Consider the following 22,383-nt stretch of genomic DNA (forward strand, 5'->3'; position numbering starts at 1 on the left):
TAAAATGCAGGACTTACAGCAAACGCTTACCCAAATTCTTGATTACGTAAAAGGAGTTTGGATTAAAAAGCGGTACGTAATAATTTTTTCATGGTTACTTTGCCCAATTGGCTTTTTATATGTAGCAAGTCTTCCAGATATTTATTCATCTAAAGCACAAGTATTTGTTGATACTCGATCAGTATTGCAGCCCCTATTGAAAGGGCTTGCAATTCAGACTAATCCTGATCAAGAAATTCAGATGATGGCAAAAACCTTGCTGAGTAGAAGTAATGTTGAAAAAATCGCTCGAGAGAGCGATTTAGATATCACTACACAAAATGAAGACCAATTTGATGACCTAGTAAATAGGCTTTCAAGCAATATCAAACTAACAAAAACTGGACGAGATAATATCTACAATATTTCGTATTCAAACCAGTCACCAAACACTGCTCAGCGTGTAGTGCAGGAAACACTAGACCTGTTTGTTGAAGGGGCTTTAGGCAATAACCGTAAAGACACTGATACCGCTGGCCGCTTTTTGGATGAGCAAATTGCAGAATACGAATCTAGGCTTTCAGAAGCAGAGCAAAGACTCGCTAATTTCAAACGTCAGTATAACGATATTTTACCGCTTGCTGGCACGTACTATTCAAACCTTCAAACGTTGAACAACGAGTTAGAAGCAACGCGATTGCAAATTAAGCAAACACAGCAACAGGTTGACTCACTCAATAAGCAAATAGGCAACGTAAAGCGTAGCGATAGCTTTAGCGTTACAAATCAAGATGAGCCGGTTTTGCAAACCAGGTACGATGCTAGGATAAAATCTCTAGAGGAAACGCTAGATAACCTTTCACTGCGCTTTACTGACCTTCACCCTGATGTTATTGAAACGAAGGCGTTATTAGAAAGTCTAGAGAGTTCAAGAGACAAAGAGATAGAAGCATTCTTAAATGCAGATTCCGAAGATACTTCTCAGCCGTTGTCAGAATTAAACCGTGAAATTAAGCTAGAAGCGAGCAGACTAGAAAGTCAAATTGCTTCACTTCGTGTTAAGGACAGCGATTTACAAAGAAAAATTGCTGAACTAGAAAGCAAAGTTGACCTTATTCCGCAAATAGAAGCAGAATCTTCAGCGTTGAACCGAGACTATGATGTCACACAACGTAAATATGAAGAGCTTCTTTCAAGAAAAGAATCGGCTGACCTTTCAAGACGCGCTGATGTTTCAGCTGAAGACCTTCAATTTAGAATAATTGAACCACCGCTGTTGCCTAAGCGTCCGTCAGGACCGAATAGGATTATTTTTTACACGGTTGTTTTAATTATAGGGTTTGGGGTAGGAATTGGAGTTGCGTTTTTAATTAGCCAACTTAACCCAATACTCATTAGACCAAAGCAACTACTTAACGTATCTGATTATCCAATATGGGGTACGGTAACACACTTAAACATTGAGCAAATCAACAAGAAAAATAGGCTACGTCTTTTAGTGTTTTTACTTTCCAGCGGCACTGTTTTAGCTATGTATGGTTCGTTAGTTGCTGCTGAAATTATGAATATCGATTTGTTTGGAGGCCTTCTTTAATGAAAAACACTATTGAGAAAGCGCTTCAAAAACAAAAAGCAGCGAAAGCAGCTGAACAAAAAGACACGTCAAACGAGCAGTTGAGCAAATCGCAAACTGAACGTGAAAATGATGCTCAACAAGTTGCTATTGAGGCAACGCCTTCGACTCCGTCATCGGCGACAAAGTTGTTTACCAATGAAAAAGAATTCAAGAACACAAGATCGCAGCTTGATGAATTTACAATTGATTTAGAGCGGCTAGACAAGAATGGACATATTTCACTTAACGGTGAGCGAAAGCAAATCAATGAAGAGTATCGAGAGATAAAGCGTAAGCTTTTAGCCAATGCGTTTGGTTCGCTTTCAAAGACACTGCACAATCCTAATATCATAATGGTTACTAGCAGCCGCCCTTCTGAAGGTAAAACATTTACTGCAACAAACTTGGCAATGAGTATTGCCTCTGAACAAGATAAAACAGTGCTTCTTGTAGATGCTGACGTGTTAAAGCCTAACGTACTCAACACCTTAGGGCTGGAACGACGCAAAGGGTTAATGGAATATTTGACAGGGGACGTAGACGACATTGCTGAAGTGTTGTACCCGACGAATATCGACAAGTTAAAAATTATACCTGCGGGCAAATCTCACCATTTGTCTACCGAGTTACTTGCCAGCCAGAAGATGCATGACACGGTAAATGAGTTTGCGAATAGGTATCCTGACCGAATTGTTATTTTCGATACTCCGCCGCTTATCGGTATAAATGAAAGTGCTATCTTGGCAAATTTTGCCGGTCAGGCGGTAGTTGTTGTTGAAGAAGGCAAAGCAAAAATAGGCGACATAAAAATGTCTGTTGAAAGACTCAATCCAGACATGGCCATTGGATTTGTGGTGAACAAATCTGTACATAATGACACCGACGGAAGCGGATATTATGGTTACTATTACTCAGAAAGAAGCAACTAAGCATTGCTTCGCGAAGAAGCCACTCTGTATTGCAGTCTCTATGTTGTTAAGCGGCAGCAACGTAGCCTATGCAAATTTGGATATTACGGCAAAGGCAGAAGCTGAGAGTATTTTCCAAGACGTTGACTCTGAAGAAAACGGAGATTTTTCTTTTACCACGCTTTCGTTGTCACCAAGTATTACTGCTGCTTATCAGTCGCGAAAATTTAATGGCCTTTGGCAGGGAAAGCTCACGCATTTAGAGAGGGATAATGACGATTTAAGTCGTGAGGATACCTACTCTGAATACACTTATTCAGCTAATTGGACGCCCTTTGATGAAGCGCTTGGGTTTCAAGCAGCAGGTTCACTTACCTACCAGAATGCTCAAGCTGGAAACTTTTTGGTTTCTGACTTCTTTACCAATGCTGACGCCCTTGCAAAGACCCGCTCAAACCGTCTTGGTGTGACATCTACCTTATCGCAAGGAGACTGGATTCGGGGCAATGCACAGGCATCTTACTCCGATGTTGCGTCTGAACGTAATGCCCTTAACAATGGCTTTGCCTTAGACAATGATACGTATCAAATGTCAGGGAGCGTTTACAACGGTGATAGAGCGGAATACTTCATTTGGCAGTTAACGGGCTCATTTCAGAACACTGAAAGAGCGCAAGCGGACCAGGGCGACTTTATTTCACGCAATGCGTCTGGGTATGTCGACATGCACTTTCTTAAGAATTGGGCAGTGCGCATAACAGGTGCGCATGAAGGCAACCAAATTTCAAACAGAAACGACACTGCAAGCCTAGTTCGTAAATTCAACTCTTACGGCGCTGGCCTTACCTACCGACAAGGTGAAAATAGGTATGTCTCGATTACTGCTAATACAACTGATTCTGATATAGAAAGCGATGATGGGGAGTCTTTTATTGGGCTCGACATGCAATGGGCTTTAAGTACGAGAACAAGTATCAGTGCTAACTATGGAAGGCGCTTCTTTGGTGAAACCGCAGGCGCAAATATCAGTTACAATTCAAAGTACTTTAGAACGGCATTTGGGTATTCGGAAGACGTAACAAATACTTCTAGGTTATTATCTAACCCTGAAAATTTGGGCGTATTCGTATGTCCAGTAAATGCAGGGTCGATAGCCAATTGCTTCCAGCCTAATAGCTTAAACTATGTGCCAAGTGCCGATGAGCAATTCGTACAATTTACCACACAAAATGTTGAGTTTAACGATGACATTATTGTACGTAAAAGCTCGAATTTTCAGATGGGATACGACTTTTCTAGAGTTACACTTGGCATGTCTTGGCGTTATTTTGAAGACGACGCGCTTGACCAAGATAGGCTTACACGCACTTACTCTATCGGTTCAACACTGTCTTATCGTATTGGCAGTTACACTAACATTAACACAAGTATAAATTTTGCGAACGTGACACAGCGTTCTGAGCAATTTCAAGATGGCGAAAGTGATAACTGGAATGCTAAGTTAGGGATAGAGCGTACTTTTGGGCGAACACTCACGGTCACTGCTAATTTGAACTATATCGACAGAAGCGGAGACCTAATTAACGGCGGTGGGGGCGGCAACGGCTTTTTCGGTGCAAACTTCACGGATAAGCAGGTCTCACTAGGTATTACTTACACGTACCAATAAAAACGCTATCACTAATGCAATAACGTAAAAAAACGCGCTTCAAATACACTGAAGCGCGTTTTTTTAACGAAGGCCATCACTCTTTCTTATCGTCACTCTTAAGTCGTACGTAGGTCTTAAACTTCTTCTTCATAAGTTTATCTACATACTGCGTCATTTTTACTTTCTGAGATATCGCATCGTCCAACGCATCTACCAACTCAGCGAGCATGTCCAAGTAGTATTTGGTGTCGCGAATAACATTACCTTTCGGTGTCATAATAGTTTGGCTTTCTGGGTGGTCTGCAAAGCCCATGTGTTCTGTAACTTCAGCACCTGTCTTGTCTGGCTCGAACATTTCAGCTTTTACTTCATCAATCACTTCGTTAACAGCATTGGCGTCAAAACTTTCCAGTTCTTCCAAGAAGCCGTAAAGCATTACCCTATCCATTAAGGTGTTAATTTTCCGAGGAATACCGCGAGAAAACATGTGAATACGCTCATACGCTTCATCGTTGAATAGCTGCGAGCCGTTCCAGCCTGCATGGTGCAAACGATATTCAATGTATTCTTTACACTCTTCAATGCTAAGCGCTGCCAAATGGCACGACGCGACAATACGCTGTCGAAATTGCTCCATGTTTGGTGCACGTAGAATTGGTTGAAGCTCTTCCTGACCCAAAAGAAAGCTTTGAATTAGCGGCTTACCGTTTAACTGAAAGTTGCTTAGCATTCTAAGCTCTTCAATAGTTTCGAGCGGAAGGTTCTGTGCTTCATCTACAAGCAGTAGTGCTCGTCGCCCGGCTTTATTAAGGTCATATAGGAAAATCTCAAGGGCTTTGAGAATATCAGCTTTTGAGCGGCCTTCAGTTGGAATATCAAACTTCGACGCAACCATTTTCACGAGTTCGTCTGGAGACAGTTTAGGCGTTACAATTTGAGCTGCGGCAATGTCATCCTCAATCTCTTCTAACAGACTGTTAGCGACCGTGGTTTTTCCCGTACCTATCCCACCGGTAATAACAATAAAGCCTTCTGCTTGTGAAAGGCCATATTGTAAATAAGACATAGCGCGTTTATGCCATTTACTGGCAAAGAAAAATTCTGGGTCTGGGGTTAACTGAAACGGTTTCGAGTTAAGTCCGTAGTAACTTTCGTACATGCAATTTACCGTTGTTCCATTGAAAAATGTGCATTCGAATACGAGAGTTGAGAATGTATTCGAAACGGCGCACAGACACTTCCCTTATGGTAACGAACAAAACGCCATTATCGAAGTATTATCTTTTAAGTTAGTCCTTATCTAACTCCCAAAACGTTTTGCCGTATAATTTCAGCCCTAATTACGGTTACAAATCTGATAAACTATTTCGAACAGCACAACACAAAACAGAAACAGATAACCTTGACTGAGCTTACTACCGCCGAACAACGTCCCCAAAATCAGAATGATACCACCAAGACTTGGTACCTCTATTTGATTGAAAATAAGCTTGGCCAAATCTACACAGGAATTACCACCGACCCAAAACGACGTATTGCGCAGCATAGAGGAGAGCTTAAAGGCGGGGCAAAATCCCTTAAAGGAAAGTCGCCATTAGGGTTTAGGGCAATATTTGAGGTCGACTGCAAATCAAACGCGGCAAAGCTTGAGTACGCTGTTAAAAGAATGAGCCGCCCTCAAAAAGACCGCATAATCTCTGAAGGGCAACTTGATGCAATGACATGCGTTAAAGCGCAATTTGCAGATTGAACATCTAGCCTTTAACCCATTAACCGCCCAGAATTCCGTTAATAATCATAGCGTTACCAATACTCAACGTAAACCCTAATGCAGCCACACCCACGTTATGCTGTTGATCAACTTCTTGTCGAAAGTTCATGCCGAACAATATAATTTTTTTACTAGCAAGAACAAGTAAATGAAGCGCAATTGCTAGACCCACACTCACGATCAACCAGCCAGTCACGTTGCTTACATACCCAGAAGGGTTATAAATAAGAAGGTTTTTCGCCGCTGACACTATCATTGCAGTACCAAGTAAGTTGCCAGAGTGCTCTATCGCGAGTGCTAACTGCCCTTTTTCTAGCGCACCTTGAAACGAGTCGTTTTGATTGTCTCGTGCGTATCTAAATTCCAATATGCGAGTCATCACAAGCAGCATAGTAAGCACCACCGTAAAACCTGTCACAATGGCAATCAGTGCGTTCATGTCGCTACCATCTACCCAAACCATGATGTTACGTAAAACAATAGCGCTCGCCACCAGGCTGGCGGCGTCCACTAGTGCCACACTTACACTGCGCTCGGCTATCATCGCGTGGGTATCTACCTTGTCGAGTACCAGTTTATCGTGAGCAAAGCGACCAAACTTCACCAAAATAATACCCACTATGCCGAATGTCACCATGCCTAATGCCGCTTCTTCATAGCCAACGCCTATGTGGCGGCCAACAACCGAGCTCAACACAATGCAAAGAGATAACATCCCCCCGGCAATACTTATTCCGAAAGCAAAGTTATCTTTAACACCTAATTCTTCTGCAACCGAATACTTCCTAAATGCGCCTGTTAGCCACTTCATAATCATTAGCAGCACTAACGCTATCGCCACATCCATAGCGAGATAAATCAGTAATTCTTGCGTTAGAGGTACTAGTTTTACCAAGGCTTCCACGTTATCTTTGCTCCTTGAACACCCAAAGTTCTTTTATGGTTATTTGAAAAATTAAAATCATGAAATCAGCAACCATTATGCCAACAGACGACGAAAATAGCATGACAAACGTAGAACAAGCAGAAAAATACTGGCAGCAGTTGTTAACGGCATCGGTAATTTCCGAACCTGAGAAGCATATTATAGAGCAACATCGCGACGCGCTTATGAAGGCATTTGCGCGCTCTAGTTTTTTAGCTGAAACGCTTATTCAAAAACCGTCGTTTGTATCCAGAATTGTGGAGGCTTTCTCCTCAAAATCCACTGGTGCTGAGCCTCAGCTAAGCGGCAATGATGAATCAACAAATATCTTCTCAGATTATAAAGCGTCGTTATCTGAGCTACTCGACAGCGTTAAAAGCGAAGATGATTTGTTAAAAGTGCTGCGTGAATACAGAAACCAGGAAATGGCGCGAATCACGTTTCTCGACGTGTTAAATAAACAGTCAATTGAAACCTCCCTGCTTTGCGTTTCCTCACTGGCAGATGCACTTATTACTGGTGCATATCATTGGATTTATCAACATTTAGCCACTCGTTATGGCAGGCCGCAAAGCAGCGGCAAAGATATGCATATGTATATTTTAGGCATGGGAAAATTGGGCGGGAAAGAGCTTAACTTTTCTTCCGATATCGATTTAATTTTCACTTACCCTGAGAAAGGCGAAACGCAAGGCGATAGAAAAAGTGTTGAACATCAACAGTTCTTCACGAAGCTTGCGCAAAAACTCATTCAAGCATTAAACAAAATTACTAACGATGGCCAAGTTTATCGCGTCGATATGCGTCTACGCCCCTTTGGTGACTCCGGTCCGCTTGTGATGCACCTTGCAGCACTGGAAGACTACTATCAAGACCAAGGTAGGCACTGGGAGCGTTTCGCAATGATCAAAGCGAGAGTGATTAATAATGATAACTCACAAGATGTGAAATGGCTTACCAGTGTCCTACATCCGTTTACGTTCAGGCGTTACCTCGATTTCACCACATTAGATGCACTTCGCAATATGAAAAAGCTAATTGCGACCGAGATTCGTCGACGACAATTAAGCAACAACATTAAGTTAGGGGCAGGCGGCATTCGAGAGGTCGAGTTTTTTGCACAAAGCTTTCAACTGATCCACGGTGGACGAGAACCTGCACTGCAAAGTAAATCATTGCTTCGCACATTAGATGCACTTACCGAATTGGATATTGTTGAGGCTGATGTGACTCAACAGCTAAAACAAGACTACCTTTTTCTTCGAAAAACAGAGCATACACTACAACAGAGCCAAGATCGTCAAACCCAAACGCTACCAGACCTTCCGTGGCAACAAGCAGCACTTGCTGATGTGATGGGGTTTGCAACATACAGTGACTTTCTAGAGCACCTTGAAAAAGTAATGTCGCGTATTCATGCTCATTTCAATGAACTGGTAGAAGAGTCACACGATACGCACTCAGACGAAGATCAGCTTTTCATTGCATGCCAAGATGCTTGGCGTCTGCCGCTGCAAAGTGATGAATTTGCCGATACATTCAGAAATTACCTGTCATCTAGTGACATTGCAGGTATTTACAACATTCTTACTGCATTCAAGGAAAAGCAGCGCAATTATCGCATTGGTCAAAAAGGTGAAGACACATTAAACAAATTGCTTCCCGAGATCCTGTATGTGCTAATCAATCAACACCCCAATCATACCGCACAGGTACTCGAGCGGTTGTTGGGTGTAATTGAAGCCATTACCGGCCGTACAACCTACCTTGACCTTCTTTTAGAAAACCCCGATGTTCTGAAACAGTTGGTTAGGTTATGTGAGCGTAGTGATTGGATTGCTCAAGAAATTAGACGCTTCCCGCTTTTATTAGATGAACTACTGACGCCATTGTACTTGGGGCAGCAAAATACCGATATTCAAACCAGTAAGCAGGGATATCAGCTAGAGCTTCGTGAAGCCATGCTTCGAATTGAACAAGATGATGTAGAAATGGTCATGGATGGGTGGCGCCAATTTAAGCTATGCCAACAACTTCGCATTGCTGCAAGTGATATTAGTGAGTCTTTACCCATTAATAACGTGAGCGACAAACTCACTGTGTTAGCAGAAGTTATTCTTGAAGATGTAGTAAATGCGGCATGGGTACAAATGCAACAACGCTATGGCGTACCCTCACATCTTGAGGGCGATGACAAGGGCTTTGCTGTCATTGGGTATGGCAAACTAGGTGGCTATGAATTGGGCTATGGTTCCGATTTAGACTTAGTGTTCTTACATAATGCGCCTCACGGCATCAGCACAGACGGGAAGAAAGTAATAGAAGCACAGCAGTTTTACATTAAATTAGCACAGCGCATTATGCATCTTCTCAACACAAAAACGTTGTTTGGACAGCTTTACGAAACAGACCTACGCCTTCGCCCGTCAGGCAATGCAGGCTTACTTTGTTGTCATATTGATGGTTTTGAAAAATACCAAACAGAGGAAGCGTGGACGTGGGAGCATCAAGCCCTTGTGCGTGCACGCGCTATCTGCGGAGACACCCAACTTTTAGAAAACTTCGAGAAAGTCAGAAATACTATTTTAAGCAAAGCAAGGGACGTGGGTTCGCTTGCTGAGGATGTATGCAAAATGCGCGTCAAAATGCGCGAGCATCTACTTACCAAAAACAACGACAAGGTCGACCTGAAGCAGTGTGAAGGCGGTATCACAGACATTGAGTTTATGGCGCAATACTTAGTACTTGCTAATGCGCAGTATGTTACCGAGATGACCACATTCCCTGACAACCTTCGTATCTTCGACGCAGCTGTGAAGGGCAACATTATGAACTCGGATACCGCCCATAAATTACAAAAAGCCTATTTAAGGCTTCGGGAGCAGTACCATCACCTGACGCTGGCCGATACGAAATACGCAGACCAAAGTGAGGAATTAGATGCCATACGCGAGCAAGTTACGCGCCACTGGAATGCGCTTTTCAACTCATGAAGTAATCAAAAGAGACCAACGAGTAATGATGCCTAGGTGAGAACGCCTACCCTCTTACAAGGCGACATCGATTGGTGAGAAACTCAGTTTCTTCGGCAGTGACAACTAGCGAACGTTGTTCTGCACATAAGTAGGCTTTAACTTCACCTTCGAAGCTACTGTCAATAGCGCTGGCAATCTTTGCCAGCGAACCAGACACGGTGTTATCTAACTGAAACTGATGTTTAATCACAAAGTCTTGCTCTAGATTCCAGATAAGCTGCATTCCTTCCGCTTGGGCATACTGAGATATAGCTTCTCGTAACGTATTGCCTTCATTGAAAGTGCGAAACTTATGTTCCCCCGTCCAATTTTTTTCAACCGGACGGGTTTGGCTCGACATTTGAGCAAGCTTATTGTCTAAATTCGGATCAACACCCGCAACGTCAAGCACGAAGTCGCCCTGCTCTTCTTCTAACGGGTCGGTTGAAGACATGCGAAAATCTCTGTAGAACTCGCTCAATCCGCGAGACACCGACTTCTCTTCTGTTTGCGCTTCCGGCACGGGCTCTTGCTCTTGGGTTTGAAGCACGAAAATAAGCACGCCAGCAACAATTACAAGTACAGCAGCTATACCTATTTGCTTTGCCCAAAATGATGTACTTGAATAACTCGTTTGTCCCATAACCTACCACTATCTAGCCGGAAATAACCTATGTGAGCTAATACTTAGAAAATAACCCAACGGTATTTTTACTAACGCTACCTCTATTATTTTAGACTACCTTAATTCTAGAAATCTATTATTCTATTTATCTAATATTCCCGATTGCTTTTCATTTAGCAACCACCGTTAAGACCTTGTCTACAGCGTTTTGTACAGAGACTCTGGGTTATACGCAGGTCGAGTTTTAAATCGCTTATGCATCCATAAATAACTTTCTGGCTGTTCTTTAACAGCTGCGTCTACATGCTGGTTTAATAACGTCAATGCCTCTGCATCGTCCATTTCCCCTAACTGGGAAAGGGGTGGATAAATTTTTATCTTATAACCGCGTTTAGTATATTGCGAAGTAATTATCATTGGCTCTGAATGGCTACGTCTAATAAACATGAGCGTTGCTGTTGTGGTGGCTGTATCTTTTACTCCACCAAACGGCACAAATATACTTTGTTTAGGCCCATAATCTTGATCAGGTAGGTATAGGCAAAGCTCTTTGTCATCCAAAGCCGCAAGCAGCGCCTTGGCGTTGCGCTTATCAATCATGTATTTGTTGGAGCGATTACGCCCATGATACTGAAGATAATCCACCAGCGGGTTATTGTGCTTTCGGTAAAACGCGATGCTAGGTCGATAGAAGCCAATACCTCTACAGGCAAACTCTAAGTTCATATTGTGAAGCGCCATGCCAAACACGCCCTTGCCACTGGCAAGCGCTGCTTCAACATGTTCAGTCCCTTCAATCTCAATTGCTCGCTTCACTCGCCAGCTAGGCCACCACCATCCCATGGCGGTTTCAAATAACGCCATACCTGTTCGACGCACGTTTTCCTTATAAAGCGTTTCAATTTCAGATGTTGAGAGCGATGGGTTCCACAATGCCAGGTTACGTTTGGCTACTTTCGCACGTTTAGGTACTAAAACCGCGATAAGTTTTCCAACCCCGCCCCCTATTGCACGAATCACGGGAAGAGGCAACCAAGTAATAATATAAAGTACGAAAACACCCAGCCACACGGGCCAAAACTTTGGTCCTAAAAATGCCAGTTTAAACTTAGGAGCTTTAATTGCCGCCGCCAATGTCTATTTCCTTTGAAATGAAGTGGGCAGCATTGTAACAGAAGGTTATTTCTGGGGCTAATTGCGACTGCTTACCCCGGTAGATTTATAAGAAACGAGAGGTGCTGTTGTTACACCCCTCCTAGAACATTGGCTTCGAGTAAACGACTAATAGTCTTTGTCGATTTGTTTTAACTTTTTCTCAAACGACTCATATTGTTCTTTTGAGTCGTAGTCAAAGTGATATTGATTGTGAAAACCGAACTGTAGCTTCACGTTTACGTCTTCAATAAAAAGCGTATAACCATCGTGATCGGTGAACGCAGTAATTCCATTCAATTTATACTGCTCGTTCTCTTTCGCCCCGTGTTGACGAATCTTATCGAAAACTTGAAGTAAAAACTTGCTGTCTAATTCGTTTTTCATTGTAAATCCGTTGTTGTGAATTTTCCTATTTTTACATACTCAAACGAAATTTGGATTTATCTCTTCTTCAAGGCCATAACTTATTCACTGTAAGCCTAGTAATTACCAACAACACAAGGGGGTTAGAAATTATATCGAAAACCTAAATTTACTATGTGGGCTGAAAAATCATCTTTACCGCCGAAGTAGGTATATTCCACGCGTACCATCGACTTTAATCCTAAATAGTAGTCAAACCCTAAGCCTGCTATGCCTGCAATAACCGCGTCGTCGTAGCCACACACAAGCACGTCAGGCCCACACACGGCGCTATTGTTTGTTACGTGCTCAATATCGATGTTTGCAACACCTAGTTTGTAATAAAGCTCGCCTTTTTGGCTGCTTGCCTTACCTAGTAATGCCACATATGGCCCTTTGCTCGACACTGATTGCTGATCTGTATCTGTGTCTATCAAAGAAATATATCCGCCTTCTACATACCATTGACGATGAAATTGATACGCCAACGCAGCTGAATAACTGACATCCGCTTCATTATCTATTTCGGTATCAACATTTCCATAACCGATATTAACCACTGCATACCCGTTGGCAGACGCGAGCCCAGAAAATAACAAACCCGCAATGGCTGTACTGCCGATAACAAACTTAGTGAAAGTGTCAGAAAGACTGCGCATTTTAATTACATCTCCTTGTTAAAGAGCGCTAACTATAAAAGAACCTACCCCTAATTTAAACGTACTTGATAAATAAGGTAAATGTAATACCGCTGAGTCGGGACCAAACGAAATAAAAACAGACGAATCGAACGCTTTTTAATCATTAAATATCCGCAATGTTAATCATTTGTTTATCAAATACGTATATATATGTAGGAAAACACACTTTAAACACTTGAAAATAAGTGTATTTTTACAAAATTTGATCTTTTTAAAATAAGGTGTAGTATTAACCTATACAACTGGTCAGATGAGCGGATGAGTTATTATGAGTATCAGAACTAGCTTAAAGAAAGTATTACCCCCAATTTCAATCACAGAACAAGAAGCCCTAGATGCGGGTGATGTGTGGATTGAATCTTCTATTTATCAGGGTAAGCCTGACATGCAGGCACTACGCGATATCCCTCAGGCAAAACTGAGCGCGGAAGAACAAGCATTTATGGACGGTCCAGTAACAGAGTTACTGAACATGGTTGACGATTTTGAGTTGGGCAATGGCAAACACATCCCACAAGAAATCTTAGATTTCCTTGGTAAAAACCGTTTCTTCTCTATGATCATTCCAAAGAAATTTGGTGGTCTTGAGTTCAGCCCATATGCAAACTCAACTATTGTTGCAACGATTGCAGCGAAAAGTGGCGCAATTGCAGTAACCGTAATGGTTCCTAACTCGTTAGGCCCAGGTGAACTTCTAATGCACTACGGCACTACCGAACAGCAAGATTACTGGCTGCCACGCTTGGCCGACGGTCGTGATATTCCTTGTTTCGCACTTACTAGCCCAGAAGCGGGTTCAGACGCGGGCGCAATTCCTGATGCAGCAATTGTGACTAAAGGCGAATTCAACGGTGAAGAAGTTCTTGGCCTACGTGTAAGCTGGGATAAGCGCTACATTACGCTTGCACCAATTGCGACAGTACTTGGCCTTGCGTTCAAAGTATTCGATCCAGACCAACTTCTTGGCGACAAGCTAGAGCTAGGCATCACATGTGCCCTACTACCTAAGTCTCACCCAGGTGTTGAGCTTGGTAATCGTCATGACCCTATGGGCGTTCGTTTCTACAACGGTACTACTCGTGGTCAAGACGTGTTCATCCCAATGGACTTCATCATTGGTGGGCAAAAGAATATTGGTCGCGGCTGGCAGATGCTAGTTAGCTGCCTAGGTGCGGGTCGTGGTATTTCACTTCCGGCAATGGGTGTGGCTACAGCACAGTCTGCGTTCAAAGGAACAGTAGAATATTCATTCGTACGTGAGCAATTTGGTCTTCCAATTGGCCGCTTCGAAGGTATTCAAGAGAAGATGGCAGACATCGCAGGTAAGACGTTCTTACTTGAAGCAATGCGTGTTCTTACGACTGAAGGTTTAGGCTTAGGTGTTAAACCATCGGTAGTAACGGCAATTGCCAAGTACCATATGACTGAACTTGGTCGCGACGTTATGAACTCTGCTATGGATATCCAAGCAGGTAAAGCGATTCAGCGCGGTCCTCAGAACACACTAGCGGGCGGTTATGCTGCGCTTCCTATCGCAATTACGGTAGAAGGTGCAAACATTCTTACTCGTAACCTTATGATCTTTGGTCAAGGTGCAATGCGTTGTCACCCTTACTTGAAAGACATGGTTGACCTAATTCACAGCAACGAAAGTTCTGCGGATGCTGAGTTCAACAAAGTACTTCGTAAGACAGTTGGCTTCAGCGTTAAGAATGCGTTCCGCAGCTTAGGTAAAGGTTACCTTCCTTTCCTACGTGAAAGCGAATCTGCATTGCCAGAAGTTCGTAAGTATGAGAAGCGTGTAAACAGCATCTCTGCAAAACTAGCGCCACTTGCTGACTTGTCGCTTGCGGTACTAGGTGGTGACCTTAAGAAAGCTGAGCTTCTATCAGCACGTCTAGGCGACGTAATGAGCTATCTATACGGTGCAATGGCAGCCATTCGTTTCTACGAGCAGCGTATTGAAGACAGAAAGCTTGCACTGCCATACTTTGAGTATGCAATGCAGTGGTCGCTACAACAAGCTGATCAGGCAATTGTTAACTTTATCAACAATTTCCCGAACACAGCGACTCGTGGTCTGATGCGCCTACTTACCAACACTTACACCAACAGTGTTGCGGGTATCAGTGACGACCTAGTACGCGAGCTATCTATTGCGTCTATGCAAGACAACAGCGTGAAAGATCAGCTTACTCACCTTGTTCGTGTTACACCAGGAGACGGTAACGACATTAACGAGCAAGCGTTTAAAGCGAAGCACGCAGTAGCTCACCTACTTGGCAAAGTGCAAAAAGCGCTGCGCAAAGAGCCAGTTGTACCGTTCATCTCTTTTGAACATGCACTGAATAAGCTACAAGAAAAAGGTGTGGTAACAGCGGATGAAGCAGCTAAGCTTCACGACTACAACGAAAAACGTAAGCTTGCCGTTCGCGTTGACGAGTACACGTTCGATTTAGAACTTGTTCCAGCATCGCAAACGCTTAAAGCAATCGACGGTGGTCAAAGCGCTGCTTAATTAATCGCAACGCTTTACAAAGTTGTGCCAAAAGCCCTGTCTTCATCGCGACAGGGCTTTTTTATTTGTGTTCATCTACCCTCTTCCCATTGTTCAAATTGTGCTCTACCATTAGGACTTCAAAGGTTTCTTAAACAAGGATTAATGTTGTGGAGACAGCGTCTGTTTTACTCACAAAAAACGCTTTGCTTCTCTTTTTTCTGATTTCTTTTTATTCTCTTTCTGTTCAAGCGTGTGATGGAGACATCGCCGAGGCTGGCAATAATGACCTTTACGTTGTCGGATATGTTAATCACCCCAGAGTTATCAGTTACTATAGACCACTCATTGAGCGAGCGTATCGTGATATAGGTAAAGACATAAAATTTGAGTCGGTTGGCGGTGAAAAAGGTTTACGATTGCTAAACGAGGGAATGACCGACGCAGACGTTATTCGCTATGATGTTGTTGCCGAGGACGGCAGCAATATAATTATTGTGCCCCCCGCACTGTCACAAGGGGCCTCATACCTGCTTTGCATTAGAGGCGCAGAATGTGGTAGAGAAGTTATCAACAATCCTGACAAAGCCATTGCGGTTACCACGCGATTCTTTTTTAACATGGGCGCCAAGCCCGCTGAGCTAAATGCCAATATCTTTGAGTTTGATGATTTTCATCATGTCGTATATTTATTGCTAAGCGGCCGCTTCGACTATGCCATTTTGCCCAGTGACCATTCCGAAGAATCAATTTTCAAGCAATCAGGAGTAGAGGTTGTTCCACTTGTTGAACATAGATTGGTTCACGTTATCAATAAAAAACATGCTTACTTAATGCAGAGCTTGTCTGCCGCAATCGCGAAGCAATTAAACTTGCAAAGCTCATTGGATAAATAAAAGCGAAGAGTTCCAATATCGACGCGCGTGACAGTGGTTAAACCTCTTACGCTTGGTAAACCTTTCAAGCCGCTTTGCATAGCAAGGGGTTTATCCATAGCCCAAACGTAACAGAAGGCATATGCAACGCCTTACACGATGAGTATGCGCTAAGGTGTTTTACTGATTATTAAATACATTTAAACCATGACCTTTCTCGCGCTTTAGAGGCGTTCGCATCAAAAGTACAGTATTTAACCTATACTACAATCAGTTAGTGCGTTAATGTTTATATAAAAATGCATAATCCAATACGATTACCGCAGTGTTTTTAAGCAGCTCAATGCTATTGAATGAACCTGTTACATAGGCTTTGTACATTTGAACATTCAACAAGAATCGATATCACAGACAGAAGTCGAAAGAGATACAACAGATATGCTAATCGGCAACAGTTTTGTCGGCTTTTTGATGACTGTTTTCGCTTTTTCTGGTCTTGTTTTTTTCTTTGGAAACGATACCCCTTCAACATTTACACTAAAGCTTCAAGTTTGGGCTGCGATGGTTTGCGTTTCATTAATTCGGCTTGTAGATGCTCTATATTGGCGCATAAACCTCTCAGGTAAGCCTTACAACCCTCGCCCCGCGCTGATAAGATTTTCTGCTGGGCTATATATCACTGGAAGTATTTGGGCGTTGTATGCTGTGCTATTTTATTCATCGATGGCTACCGTCGAACTAGCAGCAACAATGATAGTGCTAGCTGCAATGGCTGGTGGTGCAGGTACTGTATTATCACCCAATAAACATCTAGTCAGTTTTTACTGCACAGCCCTACTCGTTCCCATGTCGCTATGCGCAATAACCGATAACAGCGGAAAGTTTTTCATTTTAGGAATACTTGGCATAGTGTTTTGGTTTGGTATATTTATCAGTGCATTTCGCTATCACCGTTTTTTTGTGAGTACTCTTCATCTCAAGGCTAAGAACAACAGCCTTATGGAACAGATGAAAATTGAGCGTATAGAAACCGAAAAAGTGAACAAGTTGCTTATTGCATCAAACGAAAAGTTAGATGCGTCTAACGCTAACTTGGAAGCTGAAGTAGAGCGAAGGACAGCCGACTTATACCGTCTTTCAAATAAAGACCCCCTCACAAACCTGTTAAATCGCAACGGTTTTCTTAAGCACTTAAACAACCTAATTGACACTACCCGCGCCCTTGAAAATACACTTGCGTTACTTTTCATTGATCTAGATGGTTTCAAACAAGTGAACGATAGCTTAGGTCATAAAGTTGGTGACGTTGTTCTTGTAGAAATTGCTGCAAGACTGCGTAATTACACGGAAGAAAATCATTTAGGTAGGTGGGGAGGCGACGAGTTTGTTGCCGTTATCCCCTACGCTAACGTCGACACAGCAAAAGCGGTAGCTCACGCTATGCGCAGTGGGGTAACAATTCCAATCATCGCCCATGACAATCAAGTGACGTTAGACGCCACAATTGGAATTGCCATGTTTCCGGCCCACGGAGACTGTGCTGTTGACTTGATACAACAAGCCGACTTAACCATGTACGATCAGAAGCGCAAGCATCGTGGCTCTATTGGGGTATTTAGCGAAACACTCCACGAGGAAATTAAACGAGAACAGCGCCTTTGCGAGCGTTTGCGCTCGGCCATAGATAACCGAGAATTTACCGTTTTTTATCAGCCCATAATAGACGTTGCCAGTAACTCGCTTTCCTCGGTAGAGGCACTACTGAGATGGAACTGCGATGGCGAAGTTATCTCTCCTGCGTTGTTTATCCCGCTTGCTGAACGAAGCGGACTTATGCCTGAAATAGGCGCATGGGTGTTAAACCGAGCGCTTATAGACCTCTCTCACTGGCAATTTAAATCTGGGCTTGCCATGTCAATCAATGTGTCGGTTGCACAATTACTCGACGACAGCTTTTTCAAAACGTTAGACAGCGCACTTAAGTCAACGCAGATTAGCCCTGAACGGCTCTATCTTGAGATTACTGAAAGCGTATTTGCAACCGACACCGAATTAGTCAACAAAAGAGTAAACGAGCTGGTCTCGCGCGATGTCAAAATCTCAATAGATGACTTTGGCACTGGTTACTCCTCTTTAAACCGACTTCAGTCTATGCCATTTAACTTTATTAAAATTGACCGTTCTTTTATACAGAATAGCTCCGAAGAGAGTGATACCATAATAAGAGCAACACTTTTGATGGCGAAAGAGTTTGGCTGTAAAACCATTGCAGAAGGCATAGAAACCGAGCAACAGAAGCTTCATCTTTCTCAGCTCGGCACTGATTATCTTCAAGGTTTCTACTTTGCCAAACCCATGAGCGCCAACGACCTTATTTCTTGGTATAACGAAAACTACTCATAACCATGGCTCAACTTTATTTTTATTACTCTGCAATGAATGCAGGAAAGTCTACATCACTCCTTCAATCGGCCTATAATTACCGTGAGCGCGGTATGCACTCTATTATTTATACTGCTGCTCTAGATGATCGTTACGGTGTAGGAAAAGTAACATCTCGTATCGGTCTGCAAGCCGATGCAAAACTTTATGCAAAAGACGATGACTTATATACATCTATCCGTCTTGACTGCGAACAGCGTAAACCCGACTGTGTGTTCATTGATGAAGCACAATTTTTAACTAAGGAACAAGTTAGGCAGCTTGTAGAAGTTGTTGATGAATTTGATGTTCCTGTGCTCGCTTATGGCTTAAGAACGGACTTTCTAGGGGAAACCTTTGAAGGAAGTCATTACTTACTTGCTTGGGCTGATAAGTTATCTGAGCTGAAAACAGTATGTCATTGCGGCAGGAAGGCAAGCTTTGTGGTGCGGTTAGACGAAAATGGCAATGCTGTCAAAGATGGCGATCAAGTGCAGATTGGCGGTAACGACACCTATGAATCGATGTGTCGAAAACACTTCAAAGAGCTGGTTTGGAACTAGTTTGTTATAAAACCAAAAATTTAATTTCTCATTGAATACAACTATCAACTACTAGGCTATACACCGTGATAGCCTAGATTAATCTTCAAGTACGCTTATTTCTTTACCCATTAAATTGCTCATCTTGAAATTTCTCCGTCGTTTTAACTTTCTGTAAAACCATTAAGCTGAATTTATAACTCTAGCCATAGCTACGGCAGTAATCGTTTAAATTTTTTTCTTAAACAATTAAGAAAAGTCTTGCTTATACCTCCAATAGTTACTATTGTTAATGCGTTGTAAATAATAAAACCTTTGTTTAACACACTCAGCAAGGTACAAGCTATGAAGCACACCGGTACATTTAAACCTGCGTTAATCGCTATTTCTATAACAGCAGCATTGCACAGTGGTGCTGTAACTGCACAAGAATCTACAGATGATGAACAAGTAGAGGTCATTCAAGTTTCAGGTATTCGCGGCTCGTTAATGCGTGCTCAAGCAGTAAAAATGGACAACGACTCAATCGTCGAAGCATTGTCTGCTGAAGATATTGGTAAACTCCCAGATGCTTCTATTGCAGAATCACTAGCGCGTCTTCCTGGTTTGTCTGGTGAGCGAGTAGGCGGAAGAACGTCTGGTATATCGGTTCGTGGCTTCAAAGAAGATTTTACCGGTACGTCATTAAACGGCCGTGAGCTTATCGGTATAGGCGATAACCGAGGCGTAGAATACGATTTGTATCCTGCAGAAATTATGACAGGTGCAACTATTTACAAAACCACCGATGCATCGCTTATTGTTCAGGGTATTGGTGGTACTGTTGACTTACAAACCGTACGCCCTCTTGCAGCGCAAGAAACCCTTACTGTAACGGGTGTTTATGAGTTAGGCGGTAACGATTCAGATAACCCTGAATTTGATAACACAGGAAATCGCTTTGCTCTTTCGTTCGTAGAGAAGTTCGCCGACGACACGGTAGGGCTAGCACTTGCCATAGCGTCTACAGAATCACCTAGAAACGAGAGAAAATATGGCGTTTGGGGTTATGGTGAAAACGATGAAGGCCAAGTTACCCCAACAGGGTTAGACACGCAGGCCATTAGCCGCGTACTCGAGCGAGATACAATCTCAGCTATTTTACAATGGCGCCCTACTGATCGCCTAGATATTGTATTTGATGCGCTAGACATCGATTATTCAGATTCAGGGGTTATTCGTGGTTTTATCGAACCCTTTGCAGCGGCGAATATAACAGGTACTGGCACTGACAATTCAGGCACGCAAATTAACGCTAACCCGGTACTGCGTACCGACCCAGCGCAGAAAGACGGTGAACTTCAAACGTTTGGTTTGAACATTCAGTATGACGTAAGCGATGATTGGTCTGTTTCATTAGATGTTGCAGATAGCCAGTCTGAAAAGCGAGACTTGCGCGGCGAATCTTATGCAGGCCTAGCTCGTTCAGGCGCACTTACTGAAGATCAACTTGGCTCTCGTCAATTCCAAATGAGCACAAGCGGTATTAACTTTACCGGCAGCAGTGGTCTTGATGCGTTTTCAGACCCTAACCTACTTCAGCTTGCTGGCCCACAAGCATGGGGCGGCGGTATGGCTAACATTGCAGACCAATTTGCTACCGACGTACTGCAAGCCAATGGCCAACCTTATAACTTCTTAAACGCTCAAGATGGCTTCCTTAACTTTGCCGATTTCGAAGAAGAACTCACCACTGTTCGCCTTGAAACTGTCGGCTTCGTTGATTGGGGTATCTTTAACACGTTTACCGCGGGTGTGAACTACAGCGACAGATTCAAAGCCAAAGACAACAAAGGCTTTTTCGCCACGGCATCGTCTTACCCGTTATCTGAGGGTATTCCAGAGCAGTATCTTTACAACGGTTTAGCCGACCTTACCTGGGCAGGCATGGGATACGTTGTTGCTTATGATGGTTTTGCGCCATATAACGACGGCGAATATACCCTTAATGATGCTGGCTTGTTAGAGCCGGATCGCTTAGGCGACACCTATACCGTAGATGAAGAAGTCATAACGCTATACGCGCAGTTAGACTTTGAAACTGAAGTACAGGGCTTTAATGTAAAAGGTAACGTGGGTGCACAGTACGTAGAGACCGATCAAAGTTCTACGGGCTTTATCGGCATTGTTGGTGAAAACTTTGCGGTATGCGATGACGATAACAACCAAGTTGTGGACGCTGACTGTATTATTACAGAAGGCGACGAGTACTCTCACTTCTTACCAAGTTTAAACGTAAGCGTAGAACTTCAAGAAAACCGTTATCTACGACTAGCCGCGTCCAAAACCATTAGCCGCGCACGTATCGACCAAATGAAAGCGTCTGGTTTTGTTAAGTTCGACCAAAACATCGAGCTAATCGCCACGCCTAACACTGAAGCTGCCGTTAACGAATATGGCTCGCCTTGGTCTAAATTTGCGGGTAACCCAACCCTTCGCCCTTTAGAAGCAAACAACTTCGACATTTCATTTGAGAACTACTTTGAAGGCGAAGGCTATGTGTCTGTAGCGCTATTCTACAAAGACTTAGTTAACTGGACTCGTGATGGAAACCAGCTCATTGACTTCACAAATGACGCGACAAGCGACGGAGCCAACTACTTCATACCAGGCTTCCATGACAGAGTCATCGACACCGCAGGTAATTATGGCCCAGAAGACACACCGTATGAAGCAGGCGATGTGGTAACGCCACCTGACTTAGGTTTCTTCTCGTTCTTTGAAGATGGCCTTGAAGGTGAAATGAAAGGGGTTGAGCTAACCGCCAATATTCCATTAAGAATGCTATCAGATTCATTGGATGGTTTTGGTTTTGCTGCGTCTGCCACTATCCTCGATGCAGAGCTTGAGGATGGCACTGCCATTCCAGGACAATCTGACAATACCTACAGTGTAACCGCATACTATGAAATGGATGGGTTTGAATTTAGGATTGCGGCAACTGACCGTTCTGAATTCTTAACTTATCAGCGTGGTGGCTCAAATAAAATTGAGGCAGCTACCCGAGATGCGGTAACGCAGGTAGATGCGCAAATCAGCTACGATTTTGCTGATAGCGGCATTGAATATCTGCAAGGCTTGAGGGTAGCTCTACAAGGCGTAAACCTTACCGATGAAGAAGAAGAAACCATTGATGGTAATGGTATTGTGACACTTCGACGGGAGTTTGGCCCTTACTACATGCTAAACCTTAACTACTCTTTCTATTAATGTAGTTAACCGCTGCCATGTATTAGCATGGCAGCGATACTTTTCTTTGTTAT

16 protein-coding genes are annotated in these 22,383 nt (G+C 43.1%); 10 read left to right on the forward strand and 6 right to left on the reverse strand.

Annotated elements, in window-relative coordinates; all coding sequences use genetic code 11:
* Positions 1-4: 4 nt before the first annotated feature.
* The 3 genes from ACHUFN_RS05075 to ACHUFN_RS05085 are packed head-to-tail and all read left to right on the forward strand — an operon-like array spanning position 5 to position 4,171.
* Positions 5-1,573 (forward strand): XrtA system polysaccharide chain length determinant, encoded by a 1,569-nt coding sequence (locus tag ACHUFN_RS05075; RefSeq protein WP_394221219.1) that lies wholly within the window; start codon positions 5-7, stop codon positions 1,571-1,573.
* Positions 1,573-2,523 carry an XrtA-associated tyrosine autokinase gene (locus ACHUFN_RS05080; protein ID WP_394221220.1) on the forward strand — a complete coding sequence of 317 codons (951 nt, stop codon included), beginning with the start codon at positions 1,573-1,575 and terminating at the stop codon, positions 2,521-2,523. The genes ACHUFN_RS05075 and ACHUFN_RS05080 overlap by 1 nt, the downstream gene beginning before the upstream one ends.
* Complete coding sequence (locus ACHUFN_RS05085) at positions 2,492-4,171, forward strand: porin family protein (protein ID WP_394221221.1); 1,680 nt, start codon at positions 2,492-2,494, stop codon at positions 4,169-4,171. Before ACHUFN_RS05080 ends, ACHUFN_RS05085 begins: the two co-directional genes overlap by 32 nt.
* Before the next feature lie 76 nt (positions 4,172-4,247).
* Here ACHUFN_RS05085 and ACHUFN_RS05090 read toward each other — a convergent pair whose 3' ends face one another.
* The gene (locus ACHUFN_RS05090) at positions 4,248-5,312 is read right to left on the reverse strand and encodes an XrtA/PEP-CTERM system-associated ATPase (protein WP_394221222.1); all 1,065 of its coding nucleotides are present in this window, start codon (positions 5,310-5,312) and stop codon (positions 4,248-4,250) included.
* A gap of 243 nt (positions 5,313-5,555) precedes the next feature.
* On the opposite strand from ACHUFN_RS05090, the gene ACHUFN_RS05095 reads away from it, so the two are divergent.
* Complete coding sequence (locus tag ACHUFN_RS05095; protein WP_394221223.1) at positions 5,556-5,903, forward strand: GIY-YIG nuclease family protein; 348 nt, start codon at positions 5,556-5,558, stop codon at positions 5,901-5,903.
* 19 nt (positions 5,904-5,922) lie between these two features.
* On the opposite strand, the gene ACHUFN_RS05100 is transcribed toward ACHUFN_RS05095, so the two are convergent.
* On the reverse strand, positions 5,923-6,828 hold the full coding sequence (locus ACHUFN_RS05100) for a DUF350 domain-containing protein (protein ID WP_394221224.1): 906 nt from the start codon (positions 6,826-6,828) through the stop codon (positions 5,923-5,925).
* A 77-nt stretch (positions 6,829-6,905) separates the two neighbouring features.
* On the opposite strand from ACHUFN_RS05100, the gene glnE reads away from it, so the two are divergent.
* Entirely contained in the window at positions 6,906-9,842 is a 2,937-nt protein-coding gene (gene glnE, locus ACHUFN_RS05105; protein WP_394221599.1) for a bifunctional [glutamate--ammonia ligase]-adenylyl-L-tyrosine phosphorylase/[glutamate--ammonia-ligase] adenylyltransferase, read from the forward strand.
* Between the two features lie 46 nt (positions 9,843-9,888).
* Here the strand turns inward: glnE and ACHUFN_RS05110 are convergent, their stop codons facing one another.
* The 4 genes from ACHUFN_RS05110 to ACHUFN_RS05125 all read right to left on the reverse strand — a co-directional run bounded on the left by ACHUFN_RS05110 (position 9,889) and on the right by ACHUFN_RS05125 (position 12,704).
* On the reverse strand, positions 9,889-10,506 hold the full coding sequence (locus ACHUFN_RS05110; RefSeq protein WP_394221225.1) for a TcpQ domain-containing protein: 618 nt from the start codon (positions 10,504-10,506) through the stop codon (positions 9,889-9,891).
* 180 nt (positions 10,507-10,686) lie between these two features.
* Positions 10,687-11,622 (reverse strand): LpxL/LpxP family Kdo(2)-lipid IV(A) lauroyl/palmitoleoyl acyltransferase, encoded by a 936-nt coding sequence (gene lpxL, locus ACHUFN_RS05115; RefSeq protein ID WP_394221226.1) that lies wholly within the window; start codon positions 11,620-11,622, stop codon positions 10,687-10,689.
* Between the two features lie 147 nt (positions 11,623-11,769).
* Positions 11,770-12,027: a DUF3081 domain-containing protein gene (locus ACHUFN_RS05120; protein WP_394221227.1), complete on the reverse strand. Its 258-nt coding sequence runs from the start codon at positions 12,025-12,027 to the stop codon at positions 11,770-11,772.
* Between the two features lie 122 nt (positions 12,028-12,149).
* The gene (locus tag ACHUFN_RS05125; protein WP_394221228.1) at positions 12,150-12,704 is read right to left on the reverse strand and encodes a hypothetical protein; all 555 of its coding nucleotides are present in this window, start codon (positions 12,702-12,704) and stop codon (positions 12,150-12,152) included.
* 310 nt (positions 12,705-13,014) lie between these two features.
* Between ACHUFN_RS05125 and ACHUFN_RS05130 the strand changes: the two genes are divergently transcribed.
* From ACHUFN_RS05130 to ACHUFN_RS05150, 5 genes are all read left to right on the forward strand, one after another.
* Positions 13,015-15,264, forward strand: a complete 2,250-nt coding sequence (locus ACHUFN_RS05130) for an acyl-CoA dehydrogenase (protein ID WP_394221229.1) — start codon at positions 13,015-13,017, stop codon at positions 15,262-15,264.
* A 149-nt stretch (positions 15,265-15,413) separates the two neighbouring features.
* Positions 15,414-16,139: a hypothetical protein gene (locus tag ACHUFN_RS05135; protein ID WP_394221230.1), complete on the forward strand. Its 726-nt coding sequence runs from the start codon at positions 15,414-15,416 to the stop codon at positions 16,137-16,139.
* A 360-nt stretch (positions 16,140-16,499) separates the two neighbouring features.
* Entirely contained in the window at positions 16,500-18,521 is a 2,022-nt protein-coding gene (locus ACHUFN_RS05140; RefSeq protein ID WP_394221231.1) for a putative bifunctional diguanylate cyclase/phosphodiesterase, read from the forward strand.
* Positions 18,522-18,523: 2 nt separating this feature from the next.
* Entirely contained in the window at positions 18,524-19,102 is a 579-nt protein-coding gene (locus ACHUFN_RS05145; RefSeq protein ID WP_394221232.1) for a thymidine kinase, read from the forward strand.
* A gap of 324 nt (positions 19,103-19,426) precedes the next feature.
* A complete protein-coding gene (locus ACHUFN_RS05150; protein ID WP_394221233.1) occupies positions 19,427-22,330 on the forward strand; it encodes a TonB-dependent receptor in 2,904 nt (967 codons plus the stop codon).
* Positions 22,331-22,383 lie beyond the last annotated feature (53 nt).

The organism is Alteromonas gracilis, from assembly GCF_043642145.1.
In the GTDB taxonomy this organism is placed as follows: Bacteria; Pseudomonadota; Gammaproteobacteria; order Enterobacterales; family Alteromonadaceae; genus Alteromonas; species Alteromonas gracilis_B.

Coding starts and splice junctions, on each gene's coding strand:
- ACHUFN_RS05075 (WP_394221219.1), top strand. CDS start 5: ATGCAGGACTTACAGCAAACGCTTACCCAAATTCTTGATTACGTAAAA.
- ACHUFN_RS05130 (WP_394221229.1), top strand. CDS start 13,015: ATGAGTATCAGAACTAGCTTAAAGAAAGTATTACCCCCAATTTCAATC.
- ACHUFN_RS05085 (WP_394221221.1), top strand. CDS start 2,492: ATGGTTACTATTACTCAGAAAGAAGCAACTAAGCATTGCTTCGCGAAG.
- ACHUFN_RS05120 (WP_394221227.1), bottom strand. CDS start 12,027: ATGAAAAACGAATTAGACAGCAAGTTTTTACTTCAAGTTTTCGATAAG.
- ACHUFN_RS05145 (WP_394221232.1), top strand. CDS start 18,524: ATGGCTCAACTTTATTTTTATTACTCTGCAATGAATGCAGGAAAGTCT.
- ACHUFN_RS05125 (WP_394221228.1), bottom strand. CDS start 12,704: ATGCGCAGTCTTTCTGACACTTTCACTAAGTTTGTTATCGGCAGTACA.
- ACHUFN_RS05080 (WP_394221220.1), top strand. CDS start 1,573: ATGAAAAACACTATTGAGAAAGCGCTTCAAAAACAAAAAGCAGCGAAA.
- ACHUFN_RS05150 (WP_394221233.1), top strand. CDS start 19,427: ATGAAGCACACCGGTACATTTAAACCTGCGTTAATCGCTATTTCTATA.
- ACHUFN_RS05090 (WP_394221222.1), bottom strand. CDS start 5,312: ATGTACGAAAGTTACTACGGACTTAACTCGAAACCGTTTCAGTTAACC.
- ACHUFN_RS05110 (WP_394221225.1), bottom strand. CDS start 10,506: ATGGGACAAACGAGTTATTCAAGTACATCATTTTGGGCAAAGCAAATA.
- glnE (WP_394221599.1), top strand. CDS start 6,906: ATGCCAACAGACGACGAAAATAGCATGACAAACGTAGAACAAGCAGAA.